This is a genomic window from Saccharothrix sabaoui (assembly GCF_051756985.1).
Lineage (GTDB): Bacteria > Actinomycetota > Actinomycetes > Mycobacteriales > Pseudonocardiaceae > Actinosynnema.
The window spans coordinates 1-21,587 of sequence record NZ_JBPKJK010000147.1; the positions used below are offsets into that span (position 1 = coordinate 1).

The 21,587-nt window shown below is 76.7% G+C and carries 12 protein-coding genes; 3 read left to right on the plus strand and 9 right to left on the minus strand.

The window, feature by feature from the left end; all coding sequences use genetic code 11:
* From ACR807_RS32720 to ACR807_RS32760, 9 genes are all read right to left on the minus strand, one after another.
* On the minus strand, window positions 1-1,720 hold a 1,720-nt coding region (locus ACR807_RS32720; RefSeq protein WP_438925337.1), incomplete at its 3' end, for an ABC transporter ATP-binding protein.
* A gap of 44 nt (window positions 1,721-1,764) precedes the next feature.
* The gene (locus ACR807_RS32725) at window positions 1,765-2,931 is read right to left on the minus strand and encodes a glycosyltransferase (RefSeq protein ID WP_438925338.1); all 1,167 of its coding nucleotides are present in this window, start codon (window positions 2,929-2,931) and stop codon (window positions 1,765-1,767) included.
* Entirely contained in the window at window positions 2,928-3,731 is an 804-nt protein-coding gene (locus ACR807_RS32730; protein WP_438925339.1) for an alpha/beta fold hydrolase, read from the minus strand. The genes ACR807_RS32725 and ACR807_RS32730 overlap by 4 nt, the downstream gene beginning before the upstream one ends.
* Entirely contained in the window at window positions 3,731-4,030 is a 300-nt protein-coding gene (locus tag ACR807_RS32735) for an acyl carrier protein (RefSeq protein WP_438925340.1), read from the minus strand. The genes ACR807_RS32730 and ACR807_RS32735 overlap by 1 nt, the downstream gene beginning before the upstream one ends.
* The gene (locus ACR807_RS32740; protein ID WP_438925348.1) at window positions 4,027-8,418 is read right to left on the minus strand and encodes a beta-ketoacyl synthase N-terminal-like domain-containing protein; all 4,392 of its coding nucleotides are present in this window, start codon (window positions 8,416-8,418) and stop codon (window positions 4,027-4,029) included. The genes ACR807_RS32735 and ACR807_RS32740 overlap by 4 nt, the downstream gene beginning before the upstream one ends.
* Window positions 8,419-8,447: 29 nt before the next feature.
* Window positions 8,448-15,287, minus strand: a complete 6,840-nt coding sequence (locus ACR807_RS32745; protein WP_438925341.1) for an SDR family NAD(P)-dependent oxidoreductase — start codon at window positions 15,285-15,287, stop codon at window positions 8,448-8,450.
* Between the two features lie 385 nt (window positions 15,288-15,672).
* Window positions 15,673-15,852, minus strand: a complete 180-nt coding sequence (locus ACR807_RS32750) for an MbtH family protein (protein ID WP_438925342.1) — start codon at window positions 15,850-15,852, stop codon at window positions 15,673-15,675.
* Entirely contained in the window at window positions 15,849-17,156 is a 1,308-nt protein-coding gene (locus tag ACR807_RS32755; RefSeq protein WP_438925343.1) for a cation:proton antiporter, read from the minus strand. The genes ACR807_RS32750 and ACR807_RS32755 overlap by 4 nt, the downstream gene beginning before the upstream one ends.
* 50 nt (window positions 17,157-17,206) lie before the next feature.
* Window positions 17,207-18,718: an NDP-hexose 2,3-dehydratase family protein gene (locus tag ACR807_RS32760; protein WP_438925344.1), complete on the minus strand. Its 1,512-nt coding sequence runs from the start codon at window positions 18,716-18,718 to the stop codon at window positions 17,207-17,209.
* A 170-nt stretch (window positions 18,719-18,888) separates the two neighbouring features.
* Here ACR807_RS32760 and ACR807_RS32765 point away from each other — a divergent pair, with 170 nt between their 5' ends.
* The 3 genes from ACR807_RS32765 to ACR807_RS32775 all read left to right on the plus strand — a co-directional run.
* On the plus strand, window positions 18,889-20,001 hold the full coding sequence (locus ACR807_RS32765; protein WP_438925345.1) for a DegT/DnrJ/EryC1/StrS family aminotransferase: 1,113 nt from the start codon (window positions 18,889-18,891) through the stop codon (window positions 19,999-20,001).
* 12 nt (window positions 20,002-20,013) lie between these two features.
* On the plus strand, window positions 20,014-20,616 hold the full coding sequence (locus ACR807_RS32770; RefSeq protein ID WP_438925346.1) for a dTDP-4-dehydrorhamnose 3,5-epimerase family protein: 603 nt from the start codon (window positions 20,014-20,016) through the stop codon (window positions 20,614-20,616).
* The coding region (locus ACR807_RS32775; protein ID WP_438925347.1) for an NAD-dependent epimerase/dehydratase family protein at window positions 20,613-21,587 on the plus strand (975 nt) is incomplete at its 3' end. The genes ACR807_RS32770 and ACR807_RS32775, both read left to right, overlap by 4 nt.

Below are 21,587 nucleotides of genomic sequence, written 5' to 3' on the forward strand. Positions count from 1 at the left end.
GCTGGGTCGCGGCCAGCTCCCGGTACAGCTCGTCCCGCTCCACCAGCTCGTCGTGCGTGCCCTGCGCGCGCACCGCGCCGTGCTCCAGCACGACGATCCGGTCCGCGTCGGTCACCGTGGACAGCCGGTGCGCGATCAGGATGACCGTGCAGCCCAGGGCCACCTGCTCCACCGCGTCGCGCAGCGCGTTCTCGTTGCGGGCGTCGAGCTGGGCGGTGGCCTCGTCCAGCAGCAGCACGCGCGGCTTGCGCAGCAGCGCCCGCGCGATGGCCAGCCGCTGCCGCTCGCCACCGGACAGGGTGACGCCGCGCGTGCCGACCTCGGTGTCCAGGCCCGCGTCGAGCCGGTCCACGAAGCCGAGCAGCCTGGTCACCCGCAGCGCCTCGGCGATGTCCTCGGCGGAGGCGTCCGGCGCGGCGTAGAGCAGGTTCTCCCGCAGGGTGCCCGCCATGACCGGCGAGTCCTGCTCCACGTACGCGATGAGCCGCCGCAGCTCGGCGCGCGACAGGTCCGCGATGTCCGCGCCACCGACCCGGATCGTGCCCGCGGTCGGCTCGTAGAACCGCTGCAGCAGCGCGAACATCGTCGTCTTGCCCGCACCGGACAGGCCGACCAGCGCGGTGCGCGTGCCGGGCCGCGCGGTCCACGACACGCCGCGCAGCGCGGGCCCGCGACCGGGGTAGGCGAACTCGACGCCGTCGAACTCCACCGCGGGCGGCGGGCCGTGCGGGGTCGGCACGGCGAGGTCCACGTCCTCCTCCACCGGCATCCGCCGCACCTCGTCGATCCGGCCGACCGCGCCCAGGCCCTGCTGGAGCATCCCGAGCCCGGCGGCGAGCGACCCGATGGGCGAGGCCAGGTAGAACACGTAGAGCAGGAACGCGATCAGCTCCGGCGCGGTCATCCGCCCGGCCGCGACCAGCGCACCGCCGACGCCCAGGACTCCCAGGAACGCGCCCTGGATCGCCACGCCGGTCAGCACCTTGACCACGGCCGCGTACCGCGCGCCGACCAGCCCGGCGGCGTGCGCCTCGTCCAGGGCGGCGCCGGCAAGGGCGGTCTCGCGGGCCTCCGCGCCGTTGGCCTTGACCGTGCGGGCCGCGCCGAGCGCCCGGTCCAGCGCCGCGCCGACCGCGCCCACGGCCGCCTGCGCCCGCGCCACCGCGAGCCGGATGCGGGGCAGCACGACCAGCAGCACCAGGGCCACCGCGACGATCACCCCGGCGGTGACGCCGAGCAGGCCCAGGTGCACCACGCCCATCAGCACGACCGCGCCGAGCGTGGTCAGCAGGCCGTTGGCGACCAGCACCAGGCCCTCGGTGGCGGCGTTCTGCAACAGGGTGCTGTCGGAGGTCACCCGGGCGGTCAGGTCGCCGGGCGGGCGGCGGTCCAGCTCGGGCACGCGCAGCCGGATCAGCCGGAACACCAGGTCGCGGCGCACCTGGCGGACGACGTGCTCGGCGGTGCGCTGCTGCCACCACGACTGCACGCCGGTCAGCACCGCGCCGAGCACCACCAGCCCGGCCAGCAGCAGGACCGGTTCCAGCACGGACCCGCCGGTGCCCAGCGCCTCCAGCACGTCCTGCGCCACCAGCGGCTGCACGAGCCCCGACGCGCCGGCCGCGAGCACGAGGAGCAGGCTGCCGGCCAGCACGGCGCGGTGGGGGCGGGCGTGGTCGAGCAGCACCCGCAGGGCACTGGTCGAGGGACTGGTCGTCATCGTGTTCCCCAAGGCGGTAGCCGGGTCGGGCGAGGGGGTGCGGCTCAGGTGGTGGCGGGGGTGCGGGCGGCCACCGCCGCCAGGTGGTCGGCGGCGGCGGGCGCGCCGCCGGCGGCGTGGAAGGACCGGGCGAGCGCACGGGCCGCGTCGCGGTGCCCGGAGGCGGGGTCGAGCACGGTGTCCAGGGCCGCGCCCAGGCCCTCGGCGGTGACCCGGCCGAACCGCACCCGCACGCCCGCGCCCGCCGCGACGACCTGGCCCGCGACCACCGGTTGGTCGTCGCGGATGGGCGCGAGCACGAGCGGCACGCCGTGCCACAGGGACTCGCACACGGTGTTGTGCCCGGCGTGGCACACCACCGCCGCGCAGCGGGCCAGCAGGTCGAGCTGCGGCACGTGCGGCACGACCAGCGCGCCCGGCACGTCGCCCAGCACGCCGCCGGGGTCCACCACGACGCCCTGCACGTGCGGTCGGGCGACCACGGCCGTGGCCGCCTCGCGCAGGAACCGCGCGCCCGCGTCGACGTTCGCGGTGCCGAGGCTGACCAGCACCACGCGGCGGTCGGGGTCGAGCCGGTGCCACGGGAAGTCGCTCGACGGGCGGGACGTGACGGCCGGGCCGACCAGCCGCACGCCGTCGGGCAGGGGCACGTCGCCGACCAGGTCGCCGGTGGTGAACGCGACCACGCCGCCGGGCGGGTGGCGCGGGTCGTGGCCGGCGGTCGGGTCGCCGATCCGGCGGCGCAGGTCGGCGAGCAGGTCGGTCAGCCAGGCGGCGACCTTGGGCAGCCCGGCCAGCGGGTCGACCAGTTCGGCGGAGGTGCTGGCCGAGGTCGCGCACGGGACGCCGAGCCGTTCCGCTACCAGCGACCCGGCCACCGCGTGCTGGTCGGCCACCACGAGGTCGGGCCGCTCGCGCTCGACGGCGGCGGCCACGCCGGGCGCCATGGCGTCGGCCAGCGGCACGAAGAAGTCCCGCCACAGGAACCGGAACGCGGCCGGGCCGGTCAGCTCCGGCGGCCGGTGCAGCAGGTCGGTGGGCGGCAGCGCGCAGTCGTGCACCCGCGCGCCCGGCGCGAGCAGGCGGCGCAGCAGGTCGGCGTGCCCGGCCCAGGCGACGTCGTGGCCCCGCGCGGTCAGCTCCGCCGCCACCGCCGCGAGCGGGTTGACGTGGCCGACCAGCGGCGGCGCGACGAACAGGAACCGGCTCACCGGGGCGCCACCGCCGGGGCGTGGTGGGCGCGCACCCAGTCCAGCAGCAGTTCGCGCGTCTCGTGCGGCCGTTCCACCAGCACCGAGTGGCCCTGCTCGGGCAGCACGACGGTGCGGCAGTCGGCGAGCGCGGCCTCCAGCCCGGGGACCTGCTCGCACAGGCCGGACTCGTCGCCGAACACGGCCAGCAGCGGGCGGGTGAGCGCGCTCAGGTCGTCGTCGACCACCCGGCTGCGCGGGACGTCCTCGGCGAGCGTGGTGGTCTGGAGGATGCGGCTCGCACCCCGGGACAGCTTCGCGGTGTGCGCGCCGTGGTTGGCCTCGATCCAGCCGATGACCTCCTCGCGCGCCAGGCGCGCCTTGGCGTCGGCGAGGCCGTCGGCCATGTGCCGGGTCCAGGCGGCCACCGGCGGCTCGGCCTCGATCATGGTGACGGTGGCGACCAGGTCGGGGTGCCAGGCGGCCAGGCCGGCCGCGACCGTGCCGCCGAACGAGTTGCCCACCACGTGCGCGGGCCGGGTCTCGCCGAGCGCGTCGAGCAGGTGCGCCAGGTCGTCGACGAAGTGCTCCAGCCGGTAGCCGGTGGCCGGGCGGTCGCTGCGGCCGTGCCCGCGCAGGTCGTACATGAGCACGTCCGCGCCGGCCGCCGCGACCTGCGGGCCGATCGTGAAGTAGTAGCTGGCCAGGCTGTCGGTGAGCAGGCCGTGCACGAACACCACCAGCGGTGCGGCCGGGTCGCCGTCGGCCGCGGGCAGCCGCTGCACGTGCGTGGTGATGTCGCCGGTGCGGACCTTCGCCATCACGCGGCCCGCAGCGAGGCGACCACGTGGTCGACCAGCTCGCCGACCGTGAGGCCGATGATCTCGTCCAGCTCCAGGTCGGCGACGAACTCGGCGAAGTTGACCCGGTCGCCGTAGTGCTCGCGCAGCGACGCCGACAGCGTCACCAGGTCGATGCTCTCCAGCTCCAGGTCACCGTGGAACGTGGAGCCCCGGGTGATGTCCGCGTCCGGCAGGCCGTGCTCCTCCAGCAGTTCGCGCAGCATGCCGGTGATGTCGGCCAGCACGGTGTCGGGGTCCGCGGCGGTGTCGGTGTTCATGATCCCTCTCCTGGTTCCTGCGCGGTCCACGCGACCACGTACTCCCGTGCGGGCAGGCCGGGCGGGTTGGCGACGGCGCGCACGCGCACGACGTGCTCCCGGCCGCCGGCGGCCACGACCAGCCGGTCGTCGTCCTCGGCGAGGACCCGGCCCGGCGCGCCGGCGAGCTTGGCGACCGCGGCGAGGGCCGCCTCGTGCCGCTCCCCGCCCTCCCGGACCTCGACGGCGCACGGTCCGCGCCGGGCGATCGCGACGCCGACCTCGCCGTGGTGGGCGAGGTCCACGTGGACGCCGGTCACGTCCCGGCCGTGCACGCCGCGCAGCCTCGGCCGGCCCTCGACGTCGTCCACCGCGACCTCGGCCGGGTAGACGTCGCCCTCGCCCCCGCGCCAGAGCAGCGCGCGGGCGGCGTCCTTGGCGGCGATGCGGCCGAGCAGCCAGCGGCGCTTCGCGTTCGGCGGCCGGGTCTCGTAGTCGGTGCGCTCGACGCCGCCCAGGACGTTGCGCATGACCAGCTCGCGGGTGGCCAGGTCGGGCCAGCGCTCGTGCACCACGGCCAGACCGTCCTCGTCCACGGCGGACAGGGTGTGCGCGCCGGGGAACCGGTCCACGGCGCGGATGCCGGGGTCGGTGTCGAAGCGGCGGTCGCTCCACCCGGTGATCTCCACCCAGACCCGGTCGTCGTGGGACAGCTGGACGTCGGCGGTCACGGTGCTGTCGGTGACGGCGGTGATCCGGACGTGGCAGTGCAGCTCGGCGTGCGGCGGGGGTTGCGGGCCGTGGAACGCGATGCGGTCGAAGCGCACCGGGAACACGGTGGTGCGGTTCGGCAGGACGGCCATCACCCAGTAGCCGAACAGCTGGCCGACGTTGTCCAGCAGCGCGCCGGGGGTGGGCAGGGCGGCCAGCACGCCCCGGACGTGCCGCTCGCCGATCGCGGTCAGCTCGGTGACGCCCTGGAACAGGGGGCCGTGGAACATCCAGCGCTCGTCGTAGAGCTGGTGGGCGCGCAGGTCGGGGACGCGCTCGGGGTCGTCGACGGGCCAGCGCGGCGGTGGTGGCGGGTAGTCCTCGGCGAGCGTGACGGTGGCCCGGGAGAAGCCGGTCAGGCCCACCTCGACCTCGCCGGGGGCGCGGTGGTGGACGGTGACCGGGATGTCCGCTGCGGGGGTGGCGGTGATCCACTTGAGCAGCCGCACGTCGTGCACGGCGGTGGCGCGGGTGCCGGGGGCGGTGCGCTCGGCGATGGCCGTCAGGTGCGCGACGACGGTGGTGGCGGGGACGATCGGCCAGCGGTCGGCGTCGTCGGGCCAGTCGGGGCGCTGGCGGAAGAAGCAGTGGTCGCGCAGGTACGGCATGTCCGCCAGGTCGATCCGCAGGACCTGCCCGGGTGGTGCGGGCGCGGTGGTGGCGGCGCGGGCGGGTTCGGCGGCACGGGCGGGCGGGGCGGCAGGGCCGGGCGCGACGGGCGAGGCAGGGGCGGCGGGGCCGGGCACGACGGGCCGGGTCGGTGCCGCGCCGGAGGCAGGTGCTGTGGCGTGAATGGGCGGGGCGGCGTGGACGGGTGCTGCGGCGCGGGTCGGTGCGGCGGTGTAGGTCGGTACGGCGGCGTGGGTCGGCACGGCGGGCCGGGTCGGCACGGCGGGCCGGGTCGGTGCGGCGGCGCGGGCGGTGAGCAGGTCGGTCGCCAGGCCGGCCGTGTCGCGCAGCAGGGCGGACAGCTCGGCGGCGAGCGGGTCGTGCGCCAGGCCGGCCAGGGCGTCGGGGACGGTGGTCGCCGCGGGCGGGGTGATCCGCTCGGAGGCGGGCAGGGACACCTGGGGGTTGCCCAGCTCCAGGCGGGTGCGGTGGGCGGTCCGGCGCGCCGGCAGCAGCGGTTCCGCGTCGGCGGGGCGGCCGTGCACCCACAGGGCCGTCACCACGCGCCGCAGCTGCGCGAGGCCGCCGTGCGCGGACACCACGAGGTGCTCCTCGCCCGCCAGGGTGTCGTTCACCAGCGACCCGAGCTGGCCCGCGCCGAGCTGCACGAACGTGCGGAAGCCCGCCGCGTGCAGGGCCTGCGTCAGCGGCCGGAACCGGACCGGTTCCAGCAGGTGCCGGACGAACAGCTCGCGCACCGCCGCCGGGTCGTCCGGGAACGGGGCGGCGGTGGTCGCCGACCACACCGGCGTCGTCGGCCGGTGCAGGGCGTAGCGCTGGGCGGCGTCGCGGATCGGGGCCAGGTAGGGCGCGAGCATCGGCGTGTGGAAGCCCGACCGGAACGGCAGCACGCGGCCGATCACCGCCTCCGCCCGGAACCGGCGCACGACGGCGTCCACCTCCGCCTCCGGGCCGCACACCATCGCCTGGTTGGGGGCGTTGTCGTGGGACAGCACCACGTCGGGGTGGTCGGCGAGCGCGGCGGCGACCCGGTCGGCGGACGCGCCGAGCACCGCGAACACCACGCCCGGCACGCGCAGCGAACCGGGGTCGAACGAGGCCAGGAACGCGTCCACCTCGGCGGCGGCGTGGATGCCGCCCGCCGCCATCGCGGTCCACTCCCCCACGCTGTGCCCGGCGACCGCGTCGGGCACGACGCCGAGCCGCCGCAGCGCCGCGTCCAGCAGCCGCCCGACCTGGAACACGGCCGCGCCATGCCGCCCGACGTCGCCGACGCGCACCTCGGCCTCGGCCCAGGGCAGGCCGAACCGGGCGGCGACGTCGGCCACCTCCGGCTCGAACTCGGCCTCCAGGCCGGGGAACAGGAACGCGGTGCGCCCGCCCAGCGGGGCGGGGCTGAACCACACGTCGCCGCGCCCGCGCCACGGCACGCCCTTGGCCACGGCCTTGCGCGCCAGGGCCAGCTTGCGCGGCGTCGGGTCGACGACGCCCAGCCGCACGGGGTGGCGCACGTCGGCGCGCTCGTCCAGGCCGGCGGGGTCGTCGGTCAGCTGCTCCAGCAGGGCCGCCGGGGTCGCCGCGGCCAGCCGCAGCACCCTGGTCGGCTCGCGCACCACGACGGGTGCGGCGCGGGTGGCGGGTTCGCTCAGCACGACGTGCGCGTTGATGCCGCCGAAACCGAACGCGTTGACCCCCGCCCGGCGCGGCGCGCCGCTGCCCGGCGCCTCCCACGGCCGGGCTCGCGCCAGCGGCTCGAAGCGGGTGTCGGCGAGCGCCGGGTGCGGGTCGTCGCAGTGCAGGGTGGGCGGCAGCACGCCGTGGTGCAGCGCCAGCGCCGCCTTGACCAGCCCGGCGACGCCCGCCGCGGGCATGGTGTGGCCGATCATCGACTTGACCGAGCCGAGGGCGGCGCGCGGTCCGTTCGCCGGGCCGAACACCTCGGCCAGGGTGCGCAGCTCGGCCCCGTCGCCCGCCGGGGTGCCGGTGCCGTGCGCCTCCAGCAGGCCCAGCGCGTCGGGGTCGCGCGGGTCGAGGCCCGCCGCCTCCCACGCCTGCCGCACGGCGCGCGCCTGGCCGCCGGGGTCCGGGTTGAGCAGGCTCGCCGAGCGGCCGTCGCTGGCCACGCCGGTGCCGTCGACGACCGCGTAGACCCGGTCGCCGGCGCGCTCGGCGTCGGCCAGCCGCTTGAGCACGACCACGCCGGTGCCCTCGCCGATCAGCACGCCGTCGGCGTCGCGGTGGAACGGCCGGATGCGCCCGCTGCGCGACAGCGCGCCGAGCTGGCTGAACACGCTCCACAGCGTGATGTCGTGGCAGTGGTGCACGCCGCCCGCCAGCACGACGTCGCACCGGCCGCTGTCCAGCTCGCGCACCGCGTGGTCCACGGCCACCAACGACGAGGCGCACGCCGCGTCCACCGTGTAGGCGGGGCCGCGCAGGTCGAGCCGGTTGGCGACGCGGGACGCGGCGAGGTTGGGCACCAGGCCGATGGCCGACTCGGGGGCCTCGGGCCCCAGCTGCTCGGCGAACGCGGCGCGCACCCGTTCCAGCCGGTCGTCGTCCAGTTCGGGCATCAGCTCGCGCAGCGTGCGCACGACCTGGTTGGCGGTGCGGACGCGCTGGTCCAGCCGCACCAGGCCGGGCGTGAGGTAGCCGCCCCGGCCGAGGACGACCCCGACCCGCCGCCGGTCGCCGGGCAGCGCGGCGTCGCCGCCCGCGTCGGCCACCGCGTCCGCCGCCACCTGGAGCGCGATGAGCTGGTCCGGTTCGGTGCCGGGCACGGACGCGGGCATCACGCCGAACGCGGCCGCGTCCACCGACGCCTCGACGAACCCGCCGCGCCGGGTGTAGACGCGGTCGGCCCGGCGCAGCGCGGGGTCGTGCGAGGCGGGGTCGTGGAACCCCGCGTCCCAGCGGTCGGCGGGCACGTCGGTGATGGCGTCCACGCCGCCGACGACGTTGCGCCAGAACGAACCCAGGTCGGGCGCGCCCGGGAACAGCACCGCCATGCCGACGATCGCGACCGGCGTCACCCCGGTCACCAGCCGGACGCGGAGCTGACGACGGCGTGCACGTCGGCCGGGCCCCAGGCCAGTTCCCGCAGCAGGCTCAGCGGTCCCTCCTCGGGGTCGATGAGCGCGACGCCGCGCGCGGCGTAGGAGCGGGCCAGCTCGGGCGAGACCATGCCGCCGCCCGCCCACGGTCCCCAGTGGACGGTCAGGCCGCGCCGACCGGGCCGCGACCAGCGCCGGCCCAGCTCCTCCAGCGCGTCGTTGGCGGCGGCGTAGTCGCACTGGCCCCGGTTGCCCAGGGCGGCGGCGATGCTGCCGAACAGCACCGCGTACCGGGGGCCGTCGGGCAGCGCGTCGACCGCGTCGAGCAGGGTGCGGGCACCGTCCACCTTGGTGGAGAACACGCGCCGGAACGACTCGACCGACTTGTCCGCGACCAGCTTGTCCTCGATCACGCCCGCCGCGTACACCACCGCGTCCAGCCGGCCGTGCTCGTCGTGCACCCGCTTCACGGTGGCGCGCACCGCCTCGGCGTCGAGCACGTCCACCGCGTGGTAGCGGGCCAGGTCGCCCAGGTCGGACAGGGTGGTGCGGACCTCGCGCTCGGCCAGCGCGGCGGACACCGCCCGTTCCACCTCGGTGGGCGAGGTCATGCCGCGGGCCAGGAACGCGGCGCGCAGCGCGGCCCGGTCGGTCGCGGCGACCAGGTCGGGCTCCTCCGGGCCGAGCGGCGCGGGGGTGCGGCCGAGCAGCTCCAACCGGCAGCGGCCCGCGGCGGCCAGGGTGCGGGCGAACCGCGCGGTGATGCCGCGCGCGCCGCCGGCGAGCAGCACCACGGCGTCCCGGTCCAGCCCGGCGGCCTCGGCCTCGGCCGCGCCGTCGCCAGCGGGTCCCGCGCCGGCCGCCGCCACCGGCCCGAGGTCGGTCACGGTCAGGCGCAGGCCGCGCCGCGTGCCGGGGCCCGCGAGCACGACGGGTTCGCGGTCGGCGGTGGGCGGCGCGGCGAGTTCGGCGAGCAGGGCGGCGGCCACGGCGTCCGGCCCGGCGTCGGCCGGGACCTCGACGAGCGTGGTGGTCAGGTCCGGGTACTCGCGGGCCAGGGTGCGGAAGAAGCCGCGCAGCCCGGTGGCGGCCCCGACCTCGCGCCGGTCCACCGCGAGCAGGCCGCGCGGCCCGGCGGCGAGCAGCGACTGGATGCGCGGGAACTCCTCGGGCAGCAGCGACTCGTCGGCGTCCAGCGCGCCCAGGTGCAGCACGACCGCACCCCGCACCTCCAGGCCGATCTCGACGCCGGCGGCCAGCAGGGCGGAGGTCACGGCCTCGTCCGGCGCGCCGACGACCACCACGCGGGTGCCGCGCACGTCGGCGGCGGGCACGGGCAGGTCGTGCTCCTCGAACACCAGCCGCTTCGGCGCGACGACCAGCGGTGCGGCGACGGCCTCGGGTTCGGGTTCGGCCGTCCGGAGTTCGACGGGGCCGGTCGCGGGTCCGGCTGCGGGTCCGGTCGCGGCGGCGGGTTCGGGCGCTGCCGCGCGCTGCTGCTCGATCAGCTCCGCGATGGCGGCGGCGGTCCGGGCCGCGCTGAGCGCCTCCAGGGCCGCGCCCGCGCCGGCGTCGAGCCCGAGCCGGGTGGCGATCTCCCCCGCGATCTCGGCGCGCTTGATCGAGTCGACGCTGAGGTCGGCCTCCAGGTCCAGGCCCGGTTCGACCATCTCCACCGGGTAGCCGGTGCGCTCGGCCACCACCTCGACCACGGTCGTCAGCACGTCCACCGCGATCGGCTCCACCGGGATCGGCTCCACCGCGATCGGCTCGAGCGGGATCGGCTCGGCCGCCGCGACGGCGACGGGGACCGGGGCGGGCGCGACGGCCTGGAGCACCACGGGCGCGACGGGCGCGACGGGCGCTCCGGGGACGCCGGTCGCGCCGAAGTAGGTCATCAGCACGTCGCGCTGCGCGGCGATCATCTCGCGGCTGGTGCGCAGGAAGTCGGCGACCAGCGCGTCGGACGACACGGGCGTGGAGAGGTGTTCGGGCACGATCGGCTCCGTGATCCGTTGGGCGGGGCGCAGCGCGCCGGGCTGGATGGCGCCGTCCGCGCGCCGCACGAGGTGGCCGTCGACGGTCCACCCCGGCACCGCGGGCACGGCGGACGGGTCCGCGGCGTCCCGGCCGCGCACCAGCGGTCCGGTCCGCACGTCCACCCCGGCGACCGCGAGCCGCGCCAGGGCGGTGAGGAAACCGGGCAGGTCCTCGCCGAGGTTCACCACCCGGTGGGGCCGGTCGCCGAGCACGGCGGCGACCAGGCCGCTGAGCACCCGGCCGGGCCCGACCTCGACGAACACCCGGACGCCGGCGGCGTGCATGGCCTCGACCTGCTCGGCGAACCGGACCGGTGCGCCGATCTGCGCGGCCAGCCCGTCGCGCACGGCGTCGGCGGAGGCGGGGTAGGTGTCGGCGGTGCGGTTGGCCCAGACCGGCAGCTCCGGCGCGCGCAGCGGCATCCCGTCGAGCACCCGGCGGAACACCTCGCCCGCGCCCGCCACCAGCGGGCTGTGGAACGCGCACGCCACCGGCAGCGGCTTGGCGGACCACCCGGCGGCGCGCAGCAGCTCCACCGCCGACGCCACCGCCCCGGTCGGCCCGGACACCACGGTCTGCTTGGGCGAGTTGCGGTTGGCCGCCACCACGGGCAGGTCGGCGGCCCGCAGCACCGCCTCGACCTCGTCGGCCGGCGCGGACGCGGCGGCCATCGCGCCGGGGTCGCCGTCGCGCACCTGGTCGAGGATCGCCTCGGCGCGGGCGGCGCTGGCGGCGAGCAGGTCGGCCGGCTCGAACACGCCGGCGGCGGTCAGCGCGACCAGTTCGCCGTAGCTGTGGCCCGCCACCGCGTCCGGCCGCACGCCGACCGACGCGAGCAGGTCGGTGGCGGCCAGCTCGACCACGCCGAGCGCGGGCTGCGCGACGGCCGTGTCGGTGATCCGGGCCCGCTGCGCGGCCTCGGTGGCCGGGTCGAACGCGGTGGGCGGGTAGAGCGCGTCGGCCCACCGCGCCCCCAGCTCCAGGTACCGGTGCAGCTCGGGGAAGGCCACCACCAGGTCGGCCAACATCCCCGGCCGCTGGCTGCCCTGGCCCGGGTAGAGGAAGGCGACCGACCCGGTCTCGGCCACGTCGGCGCTGAACACGCCGTCGCCGAGCACCCCGGAGCCGAGCACCCCGGAGCCGGCCACGACAGAGCCGGCCACGCCGCCGCCGGACACGACAGAGCCGACAACACCGCCGCCGCCGGAGCCGGAGCTGCCGGTGGCGGTGCTGGTGCCGCCGGACACGGCGAGCCGCAGCCGGTCGCGCAGTTGTGCGACGTCGTGGGCCACCACGGCGAGCCAGACCCGGTCACCGCGCAGCGCGGCCACGTCGGCCTTGGTCGCCGCACCGCGGGCGAAGTCGCGCAACCGGGCGGCGGGCGTGGCGTCGACCTGGTCGAGCAAAGCAGCGGCGGCGCGCGCGGCGGCGGCCGGGTCCGCGCCGCGGAACAGGAACAGCTCGGCGGGCCACTGGTCCAGGGCGTGCGCGGCGGGCGCCTGGTCGTGGGCGCGCAGCACCACGTGGAAGTTGGTGCCGCCGAACCCGAACGCGCTCACCCCGGCGACCCGCTCGGCGGGCGGCGCGACCCACGGCCGGGCGGCGGTGTGGAACGCGAACGGGCTGCGGTCGGGTTCCCACGCCGAGCTGGGCTCGCGCAGGTGCGCGGTCGGCGGGCGCACGCCGTGGTGCACGGCCAGCGCCGCCTTGATCAGCCCGGCCAGCCCGGCCGCGCACTTGGTGTGCCCGATCTGGGACTTGACCGACCCCAGCGCGCACGACCCGGGTTCGGCGCCCGCCTCGGTGAACACCTCGGTGAGGGTGCGCAGCTCGGTGCGGTCGCCGACCACCGTGCCGGTGCCGTGCGCCTCCACCAGGCCCACCCGGGCGGGTGACACGCCGGCCATCCGGTAGGCGCGTTCCAGCGCGGCGCGCTGCCCCTCGGGGCGCGGGGCGGTCAGGCCGAGCGCGCGGCCGTCGCTGGCGCTGCCGACGCCGTCGACCACCGCGTACACCCGGTCGCCGTCGCGCAGGGCGTCGTCGAGCCGCTTGAGGACCACGCACGCCACGCCCTCGCCGAGCGCGATGCCGTCGGCGGACCGGTCGAACGTGGCCGAGCGCCCGCTGGGCGAGAGGGCGTGCACGGAGGAGAACAGCAGGTAGTCGTTGATGCCGTTGTGCAGGTCCGCGCCACCGGCCACGACGAGGTCGCTGGTGCCGGCGACGAGTTCCTTGCAGGCCACGTCCACGGCGGTCAGCGACGACGCGCACGCCGCGTCCACGGTGTAGTTCGCGCCGCCGAGGTCGAGCCGGTTGGCCACCCGGCCCGCGATGACGTTGGCCAGCATCCCGGGGAACGAGTCCTCGGTGAGCCGGGGCAGCTGGGCGTCCAGCGCGGGCGGCAGGGACCCGGTGTAGGAGGGCAGCACGGTGCGCAGCGTGGTGGCGTTGGACAGGTCGCTGCCGGACTCCGCGCCGAACACGACGGACGTGCGGCGGTGGTCGGTGGCGGCGTGCGGGTAGCCCGCGTCCTCCAGCGCCCGGCGGGCCACCTCCAGCGCGAGCAGCTGCACGGGCTCGACCGCGCCGAGCGAGGCGGGCGGGATGCCGTAGGCCAGCGGGTCGAACGGGATGCGCGGCAGGAACCCGCCCCAGCGCGACGGCGTGCGCTCGCCGGTGCCGTCCGGGTCGTAGTACAGCTCCGGGTCCCACCGCTCGGGCGGCACCTCGGTGACGCTGTCGGCGCCGGACAGCACGTTGGCCCAGAACGAGGCCAGGTCGGGGGCGCCGGGGAACACGCAGGCCATGCCGATGACCGCGACCCGCAGCGGGGCGGGCTCCGGTTCGGGTTCGGGGGCGAGCAGGTCGGCGCGCAGCGCGGCGACCCGGTCGGCCAGCCACCGGCCGGCCGCCGCGCCGACGGAGTCGTGCAGGCCGGCGACCGTGGTGACGGCGTCGCGCAGCACGCTCACGTCGCCGGCCATGAACATGCCCTCGGCGGCCTGCCGCTCCTCGGGCACGGGCCGCAGGTCGTCGCCGACGCGCTCGACGCCCTTGCTGGCCACCCGCAGGCGGCCGACGTTGAAGCGCTCCAGGCGGTCCCACGCCTCGCGGTCGGGCACGCCGCCGGCGCGCAGGTCGTCGCGCAGCGCGGCGAAGTCCTCGGTGAAGCCGCTGCGCACGCACCGGGTGGCGTGGCCGGGCGCGGTCTCCAGCAGGTCGGTGCGGTCGGCGGCGACGACGTGCCGCTGGAACACGGGGCCGATCGCGCCGGTGCGCACGGCCTCCTCGGTGAACAGGTAGGCGGTGCCCATGAGCAGGCCGACGCCGACCCCGGCGCGGGCCAGGGGCGCGGCGAGCGCGGCGACCATCGCGGCGGAGCGCTCGTCGTGCACGCCGCCCGCGAAGAGCACGGTCAGGTCCCCGCCCGCGCCGCCCGCGGCGAGGTGGTCGAGGAGGACGTCCACCTGGGACTCCCACAGGGGGAAGCTGTGCCGGGGGCCCACGTGGCCGCCGCACTCCGCCCCCTCGAAGACGAACTTCCGCGCGCCGGCGGCGAGGAACTGGCGCAGCAGGCCGGGCGAGGGCACGTGCAGGAACGCCGAGACGCCCGCGGCCTCCAGGTGGGCGGCCTGCGCGGGCCGCCCGCCCGCGATGATCGCGTGGGTGGGCCGGACCTCCTCGACCACGGCGAGCTGGGCGGCGCGCACGTCCTCGGCGGCGAACCCGAGCACGCCCACGCCCCACGGCCGGTCGCCCAGCTCGTCGCGGGTGCGGGTGAGCAGCTCGCGGGTCTGCTCCGGGCCGGACAGCGCCAGGGCCAGGAACGGCAGGCCGCCCCCGTCGGCGACGGCCGCGGCGAACCCTGGTCGGTCGCTGACGCGGGTCATCGGCCCCTGCACGACGGGCAGCGCCGTGCCCAGGTGCCGGGCGCCGGTGGAGCCGGGGCCGAGCACGCGCACGGCTGCGTCGTCGGCGATGGCGGCGAGCACCGCGTCCCGCACGCCGCGGACGGCCGCGCCGGCCGTGCGCCAGCGGCGGGCGAACGCGGAGGCGAGCGCCACGTCCTGCCCGACCGGGGGGAACTGGGTGCGCAGGTCGGGGCCCAACCGGTCGGCGACCCCGTCCGCGGGCAGCTCCGGCACGCCGGGGCCGCGTCGCCTCAGCACCCGGTGCCCGTGGTGCAGCACGGTCTCCGAGCCGTCGAGGCCGTCCAGCGCGGCGGTCAGCTCCGCCGGCAGCCCGGCGTCGGGGAACAGGGCGAGCTGGGTGTCGAGCACGACGCCCGCCGCGCCGCCGGCGACGGCCGCGGCGGCGGTGTGCGGGCCGATGCCGCCCGCCGCCCACACCGGCACGTCCACCGCGCCGAGGACCTGTTGCAGCAGCACGAACGTGCTCAGCTCGCCGACCCGGCCGCCGGCCTCCCGGCCGCGCACGACGAGGCCGGCCGCGCCGGCGGCCACCGCGGCGAGTGCCCCGGCGAGGTCGACCACCTCGGCCAGCACCCGCCGGCCGGGGAAGTCGGCGGCGGTGCGCGCCGGGTCGGCCAGCAGCACGGTGTCGGCGGCGGCGGGCAGGTCGGGGACCGCGCAGCCGGGTCGGACGCGCACGCCGAACCGCCCGGTGGTCCACCTCGCGGCGCGGTCCAGCGCGTCGGCCGCGGCCCGGGGGTCCCCGGGCAGCTCCAGCACGCCGAGCGCGCCTGCGCGGGCCGCGACGGCGGTCAGCCGGGGCGCAGGGTGGTGGACCGGGTTGACCGCGACGACCAGCTCGGAGACATCCATCCGTTCCGCCACTCCCAATCGACACGAGCAGCCGATGACGTCGTGTAGTCAAGGGAGTGCGGTACGTCGCGTCAACGCCCCGAACTTACGCGACCGTAGGCTTGAACAGCGATAACCGAGCAGGGCACGCATTGTCGGCACGACCGCGTTCAGCAGCGCAGTTCGCCCATTGGACGCGAATCCGCTTCACGTGCGGTCACGGCGGCGTTACCGGCCGGACATGGACGCAGCACGCGCACACCGAATACTGTGACCGGGCACACACCCGTTCGGCGGCTCGCCCCCGGCCCCGTTCGCGCGAGTTACCGCACCGCCGAACAGCCCCGCTGCCTTCGGGGGGTGGACAGTGACCTTACCGAGCGGTAACAGCCGCGCGGGCGGTGGATCAGCGTTTCAGCGCGGTCCAGTGCTCGTCCACGTACGCGGCGCACGCGGCCCGCGTCGCGGGCCCCAGCACGGTCCGCCACCCGTCGGGCACGGGGACCGCGGTCGGCCACAGGCTGTGCTCGCCGCGGTCGTTGACCAGCACCAGGAACGGGCCGTCGCCGTCGAAGGGGGTGGTCACGTCGGCACCTCCTCGGGACGTGGCACGCGGTTGCGGACGAGGGGACCGGTGGCCGCCGTCGTCAGGAGCGCCACCAGCACCAGGACGGTGAACGCCGCCTCGTTGACCAGGCCGTGCTGGAGGCCGGTGGAGACCACCACCAGTTCCGTCACGCCCCGGCAGTTCATCAGCGCCCCCAGGGTCAGGGCCTCGTGCCTCGGCAGGCCCGCGGCCAGGGCGCCGCCCGCCGCGCCGACGACCTTCGAGCCGATGGCCGCCAGGAGCAGCACCAGCAGGGCCGCCCACATCACGAGGTCGCCGCCGAACAGGCCGAACGCGGTCTTGAGGCCGATGCCGGCGAAGAACAGCGGGAGCAGGACCGCGACCGCGAAGCCCTGGAGCTGCTCCCCCACCCGCGTCACCAGGGCGCTGTCGCGGGGCACGGCCAGGCCGAAGAGGAACGCCCCGATGACCGGGTGCAGGCCGACCACCTCGCTCAGCGCGGACCAGGCGACCGCGCCGACCACGAGCGCCGGCAGCATGACCGCCTCGGGGCGCGGCCGTCCCCGCAGCGCGCGGTCCAGGGCCGCCAGGCCGGGCCGCGCGCACAGCGCGGTGGCGACGACCAGGGCGACCGCCATCGCCGCCTTGGCGGGCACCGCGCCCATGCCGCCGCCGTCGGTCAGCGCGAGCACCACGGCGAGCGCCGACCAGGCCACCGCGTCGCCGATGGCGGCGCACGCGATCGCCACCGTGCCGACACCCGTGGACTGGATGCCCGAGTCCACCAGGATGCGGGCCAGCACCGGCAGCGCCGTGATCGACAGGGCGATGCCGAGGAAGAGGACGTACGGCAGCAGCGGCGTGCCGGGCGGCAGGAACGCGTCCCGCCACAGCCACGCCAGCAGCGCGCCGGTCGCGAACGGCACCGCGATCGAACCGACCACGACCAGGCCGACGACCCGTTCGCTGCCGGTGACGCGTTCGAGCCGCAGCTCGGCCCCGAGCAGGAACATGAACGTCACCACGCCCAGCTGGGCGGCCAGGGCGAGGCCGTCGGTGACCTCGGGCGTGAACAGCGCCTGCTGCCCCCGCGGCCACACCGCGCCCAGCGCCGAGGGACCGACCAGGAGCCCGCCGGTGATCTCGCCGACCACCGGCGGCTGGCCCAGGCGCGCGAACAGCAGGCCGAGGAGGTGGCTCGCGGCGAGGACCACGCCGACGGCGACCAGGAAGCGGGCCGCGGTGGTGAAGCCGTGCCCCACCCGGGGCCCGAGGAGCACGAGGGCGCCCACCAGGACCGCGACGCCGACGAGCGGCCCCACCCAGGGCCACCGCCCGCCCCCCGCCGGCGGCCGGGTGACCTCCCGGGGGATCACCGCCCGCCGCCGGCGGGGGCCGCGAGGTCGCGGTGCGGCAGCGTCTGCACGCAGGCCACCAGGCTGCGCAGCTCCACGGTGAGGTAGTTGCTGTGGGCGAGCAGCGCGCACAGCCGACCCAGGGACAGCCAGCGGTAGGAGTCCGGCAGCGCGGACGGGAAGTCCTCGCCGACCTCCACGACGACGTACCGGTTGCTGGCGTCGAGGAACCGGCCGCCCTCCTCGGACTGCATCACGTCGTAGCGGATCGCGCCGGGGTCGGCGCCGAGGACCGCGTCGAGGAACAGCGGCGACCGCTCGGGCGGCAGGCCCCGGTAGTTGTCGGGCGTGCAGTGCACCGAGGCGGCCAGCTCGACCCCGTTGAGGGAACCCGCGTCCAGCTTGGCCTGCACCAGCACCTCGACCGGGCCGCGGGTGCGGCGCACCAGCAGGGCCAGCAGGCCGCTGCCCACGGGGGCGATCAGCGGCTGGCACCACGAGGCGACCTCGCGCGCCCCGGTGCGCACGTCCACGCCCACCACCGTGAAGAACCGGCCGCTGTCGTGCTCGATGCGGTCCGGGCCGCGCCGCCAGCCGTGGTTCGCGCCCCGGTTGAGCGGGACGCGCTCCTGGAGGAACTCGCGGCGCGAGCGCTGGTCCGTCAACCAGCTCAGCACCTCCCCCGCGCCGCGCGGGTCGCGGTCGTGGTCCCGGAAGGACGCCAGGACCGCGGCGCCGAAGTCGTCCGTCTCCACCTCGTCGAACCCGGCCCCGTCGGCTCCGGCCCCGTCGCGCCCCGTCCCGTCCGGTCGGGCCGCGGTGACCACCGGGGGCAGGCAGGACAGCACCGTGCGGGCGTCCATGTTGACCACGTCGTCGCGGTGCAGCAGCCGCCACACCTGGCCGAGCGTGAGCCACCGGAACCGGTCGTCGTGCTCGACCGGCTCGGTCGTCTCCACCACCATGTTGCGGTTGCGCTTGTGCAGGAACCACGCGTTCTGCTCGGACTGGAGCACGTCGACGAGCACGCCGGACGACCAGTCGCGCAGGAAGTGCTCCAGGTGCGGGATCGACGCGCCCCGGTGCACGCCGGTGTAGTTGCTGCGGGTGGCCTGCACGGTCGGCGAGAGCTGGACCACGGTGACGTTGCCCGGTTCGAACTTGGCCTGCATCAGGAAGTGCAGGACGCCGTCGAACTCCTTGACCAGCAGGCCCAGGACGCCGATCTCCGGCTGGACGATGATCGGCTGCACCCAGGTGCCGTCGTCCGTGGTGACCTTGACGCCCTCGACGCTGAAGAACTTGCCGCTGTCGTGCCGGAGGTTGCCGGTGTCCTCGGCGAAGCGCCAGCCCCGCACGTCCGCGAACGGGACGCGGTGGACCACCGCGGCGCACTCGGCGCGCTGCCGCTCCAGCCACGCGTCGACCTCCGCGTTGGGGGTGAGCGGGCTGTCCGCGCGGCGGGCCGAGCGCAACAGCCTCGCGCTGATGTCCGACCCCGCGGACGACCCGGTGACGTGGGCGGTCATGGCGCACCTCCGTTCGTGCTCGGCCCCGTCTCGGGGGCGGGCACCGCATTGTGCGGGCAGGGCGGTCGGTGCGCGCTGCTCAGAATTGACCGTCACGGCCGGGTCGCCGCGGTGCACACTCTGCGGGCCCCGGGGCGTCCCGGGGCGTTGCCGGACCGGGAGGCGTGGCGATGGCGACCCTGGTGTGGGATTACCTGGACGAGTGGGAGAACGAGCGCTCGGACATCATGGACGCGGTCGAGACCGTGTTCTCGTCCGGCCGACTGGTGCTCGGGCCGAGCGTGGCGGGGTTCGAGCGGGAGTTCGCCGCGTACCACGGGGCGGCCCACTGCACGGGCGTGGACAACGGGACGAACGCGCTGGTGCTGGCGCTGCGGGCACTGGGCGTCGGTCCCGGCGACGAGGTCGTGACGGTGTCGAACACGGCCGCGCCCACGGTGGTGGCGATCGACGCGGTCGGCGCGGTGCCGCGGTTCGTCGACGTCGACCCGGACACCTACCTGATGGACACCGGGCAGGTGGCGGGGGCGATCACCGAGCGCACGCGCTGCCTGCTGCCGGTGCACCTGTACGGCCAGTGCGTGGACGTGGAACCGTTGACCGAGCTGGCGCGGCGGCACGGGCTGGCGGTGCTGGAGGACTGCGCGCAGTCCCACGGCGCGCGGCGGCACGGGCGGATCGCCGGCACGTCCGGCGACGCGGCGGCGTTCTCGTTCTACCCGACCAAGGTGCTGGGCGCCTACGGGGACGGCGGCGCGGTGGTCACCTCCGACGACGGCGTCGACGCCCGGATGCGGCGGTTGCGCTACTACGGCATGGCCGAGAAGTACTACGTGGTGGAGACACCGGGGCACAACAGCAGGCTGGACGAGGTGCAGGCGGAGATCCTGCGCCGCAAGCTGCGGCGCCTCGACGGCTACCTGGCGGCCCGGCGGGAGGTAGCCCGCCGCTACGCCGAAGGGCTCGCCGACACCGACCTGGTGCTGCCCGCCGTGGCCGACGGCAACGACCACGTCTACTACCTGTACGTGGTCCGCCACCCGCGCCGGGACGACGTCCTGGAGGCGCTCAAGGCGCACGACGTGCACCTCAACGTCAGCTACCCGTGGCCCGTGCACACCATGAGCGGTTTCGAGCACCTGGGCTACCCGCGCGGTTCCCTGCCGGTGACCGAGCGGCTCGCCGGCGAGATCTTCTCGCTGCCCATGTACGCCGGGCTGGCGCCGGACGTGCAGGACCGGGTCATCGACGCGGTGCGCGCCGTCCTGGCCGGACTGTCCTGATAGGAGCGTTTCGTGAAAGCACGCGGGCTCGCCGTCGACGGCGCGTTCGAGTTCACCCCGACCACCTTCCCCGACGAGCGGGGGCTGTTCACCTCCCCCTTCCAGGAGGGCGCGTTCACCGAGGCCACCGGCCACCGGCTGTTCACGCCGGCGCAGACCAACCACAGCCGGTCGCGGGCGGGTGTCGTGCGGGGCGTGCACTTCACGACGACCCCGCCCGGCTGCGCCAAGTACGTGTACTGCCCGCGCGGCGCGGCCCTGGACTTCGTGGTGGACCTGCGGGTCGGCTCGCCCACGTTCGGGCGGTGGGACGTGGTCCGCGTCGACCCGGTGGACTTCCGCGCCGTGTACTTCCCGGTGGGGCTGGGGCACGCGTTCGTGGCGCTGGAGGACGACACGGTGATGGCGTACCTGGTGTCGTCGGCGTACGTGGCGGAGCACGAACTGGCCGTGCACCCGCTGGACCCCGCACTGGGCCTGGAGCTGCCCGACGGGCTGGAGCCGCTGCTCTCCGACCGGGACTCCGTCGCGCCGACCCTCGCCGAGGCCGGGGCGGCGGGCCTGCTGCCCCGCTACGAGGACTGCCTGCGGCTGGAGCGGGAGCTGACCGCGTGAGCGCGCGGGCCGTCGTCCTGGGCGGCACCGGGTTCATCGGCTCGGCCGTGCTGCACGCGCTGGCCCGCGACGGCCTGGCCGTGCGCGCGGTCGCCACCCGGCCGACACCGCCGCCGCCGGGCGCGACCGGGTTCGAGGCCGTGGTGGCGGACCTGGCGGCGCCGGGCGCGCTGGCGGAGGCGGTGGGCGACGCGGACGTGGTGGTGTACGCGCTGGCCTACCGGTCCGGTTCCGGTTCCTGGCGGGTCGCCGACGGCGACACCGGGGCCGAGCGGGTCAACACCGGGCTGGTGCTCGACCTGGTGGACGTCCTGTCCGCGCGGGGCGGCGCGCCGCCGGTGGTGCTCTACGCCGGGACCAAGAGCCAGCTCGGGGACACCGACCGGGTGCGCGTCGACGGCACGGAGCCCGACCGGCCGCGCACCCCGTACGGCCGGCAGAAGCTGGCCGCCGAACGGGCGCTGACGGCGGCGACCGCCCGGGGCGCGCTGCGGGCGGTCTCGCTGCGGCTGCCCACCACCTACGGCCACGTGCCCGGCACCGGTGCGGTGGACCGGGGCGTGGTGTCGGCGATGGCGCGGCGGGCGCTGGCGGGCGAGCCGATCACCATGTGGCACGACGGGACGGTGCGGCGGGACCTGCTGCACGTCGCGGACGCGGCGGAGGCGTTCCGGCTGGCGCTGCGGCACGTCGACCGCCTGGCGGGCCGGCACTGGGTCATCGGCACCGGCCGCAGCGCACCCCTCGGCGAGGTGTTCGGGGAGGTCGCGGCGCTCGTGGCCGAGCTGACCGGCCGACCGGCCGTGCCGGTGCGCTCGGTGCCGCCGCCGGGCGAGGTCGACCCGGCCGACCTGGAGAGCGTGGAGTTCGACGCCGCCGCGTTCACCGCCGTCACCGGGTGGCGGCCGGCGGTGGCGGCGCGCGACGGGCTGCGGGACACCGTGGCGCGCCTCGTGGCCGACGAGGTGGCG

Excerpts from the sequence above, each read along its gene's own strand:
- ACR807_RS32765 (WP_438925345.1), top strand. The coding sequence starts at position 18,889 with ATGGCGACCCTGGTGTGGGATTACCTGGACGAGTGGGAGAACGAGCGC.
- ACR807_RS32735 (WP_438925340.1), bottom strand. The coding sequence starts at position 4,030 with ATGAACACCGACACCGCCGCGGACCCCGACACCGTGCTGGCCGACATC.
- ACR807_RS32740 (WP_438925348.1), bottom strand. The coding sequence starts at position 8,418 with ATGGCGGTGCTGTTCCCGGGCGCGCCCGACCTGGGTTCGTTCTGGCGC.
- ACR807_RS32745 (WP_438925341.1), bottom strand. The coding sequence starts at position 15,287 with ATGGATGTCTCCGAGCTGGTCGTCGCGGTCAACCCGGTCCACCACCCT.
- ACR807_RS32760 (WP_438925344.1), bottom strand. The coding sequence starts at position 18,718 with ATGACCGCCCACGTCACCGGGTCGTCCGCGGGGTCGGACATCAGCGCG.
- ACR807_RS32730 (WP_438925339.1), bottom strand. The coding sequence starts at position 3,731 with ATGGCGAAGGTCCGCACCGGCGACATCACCACGCACGTGCAGCGGCTG.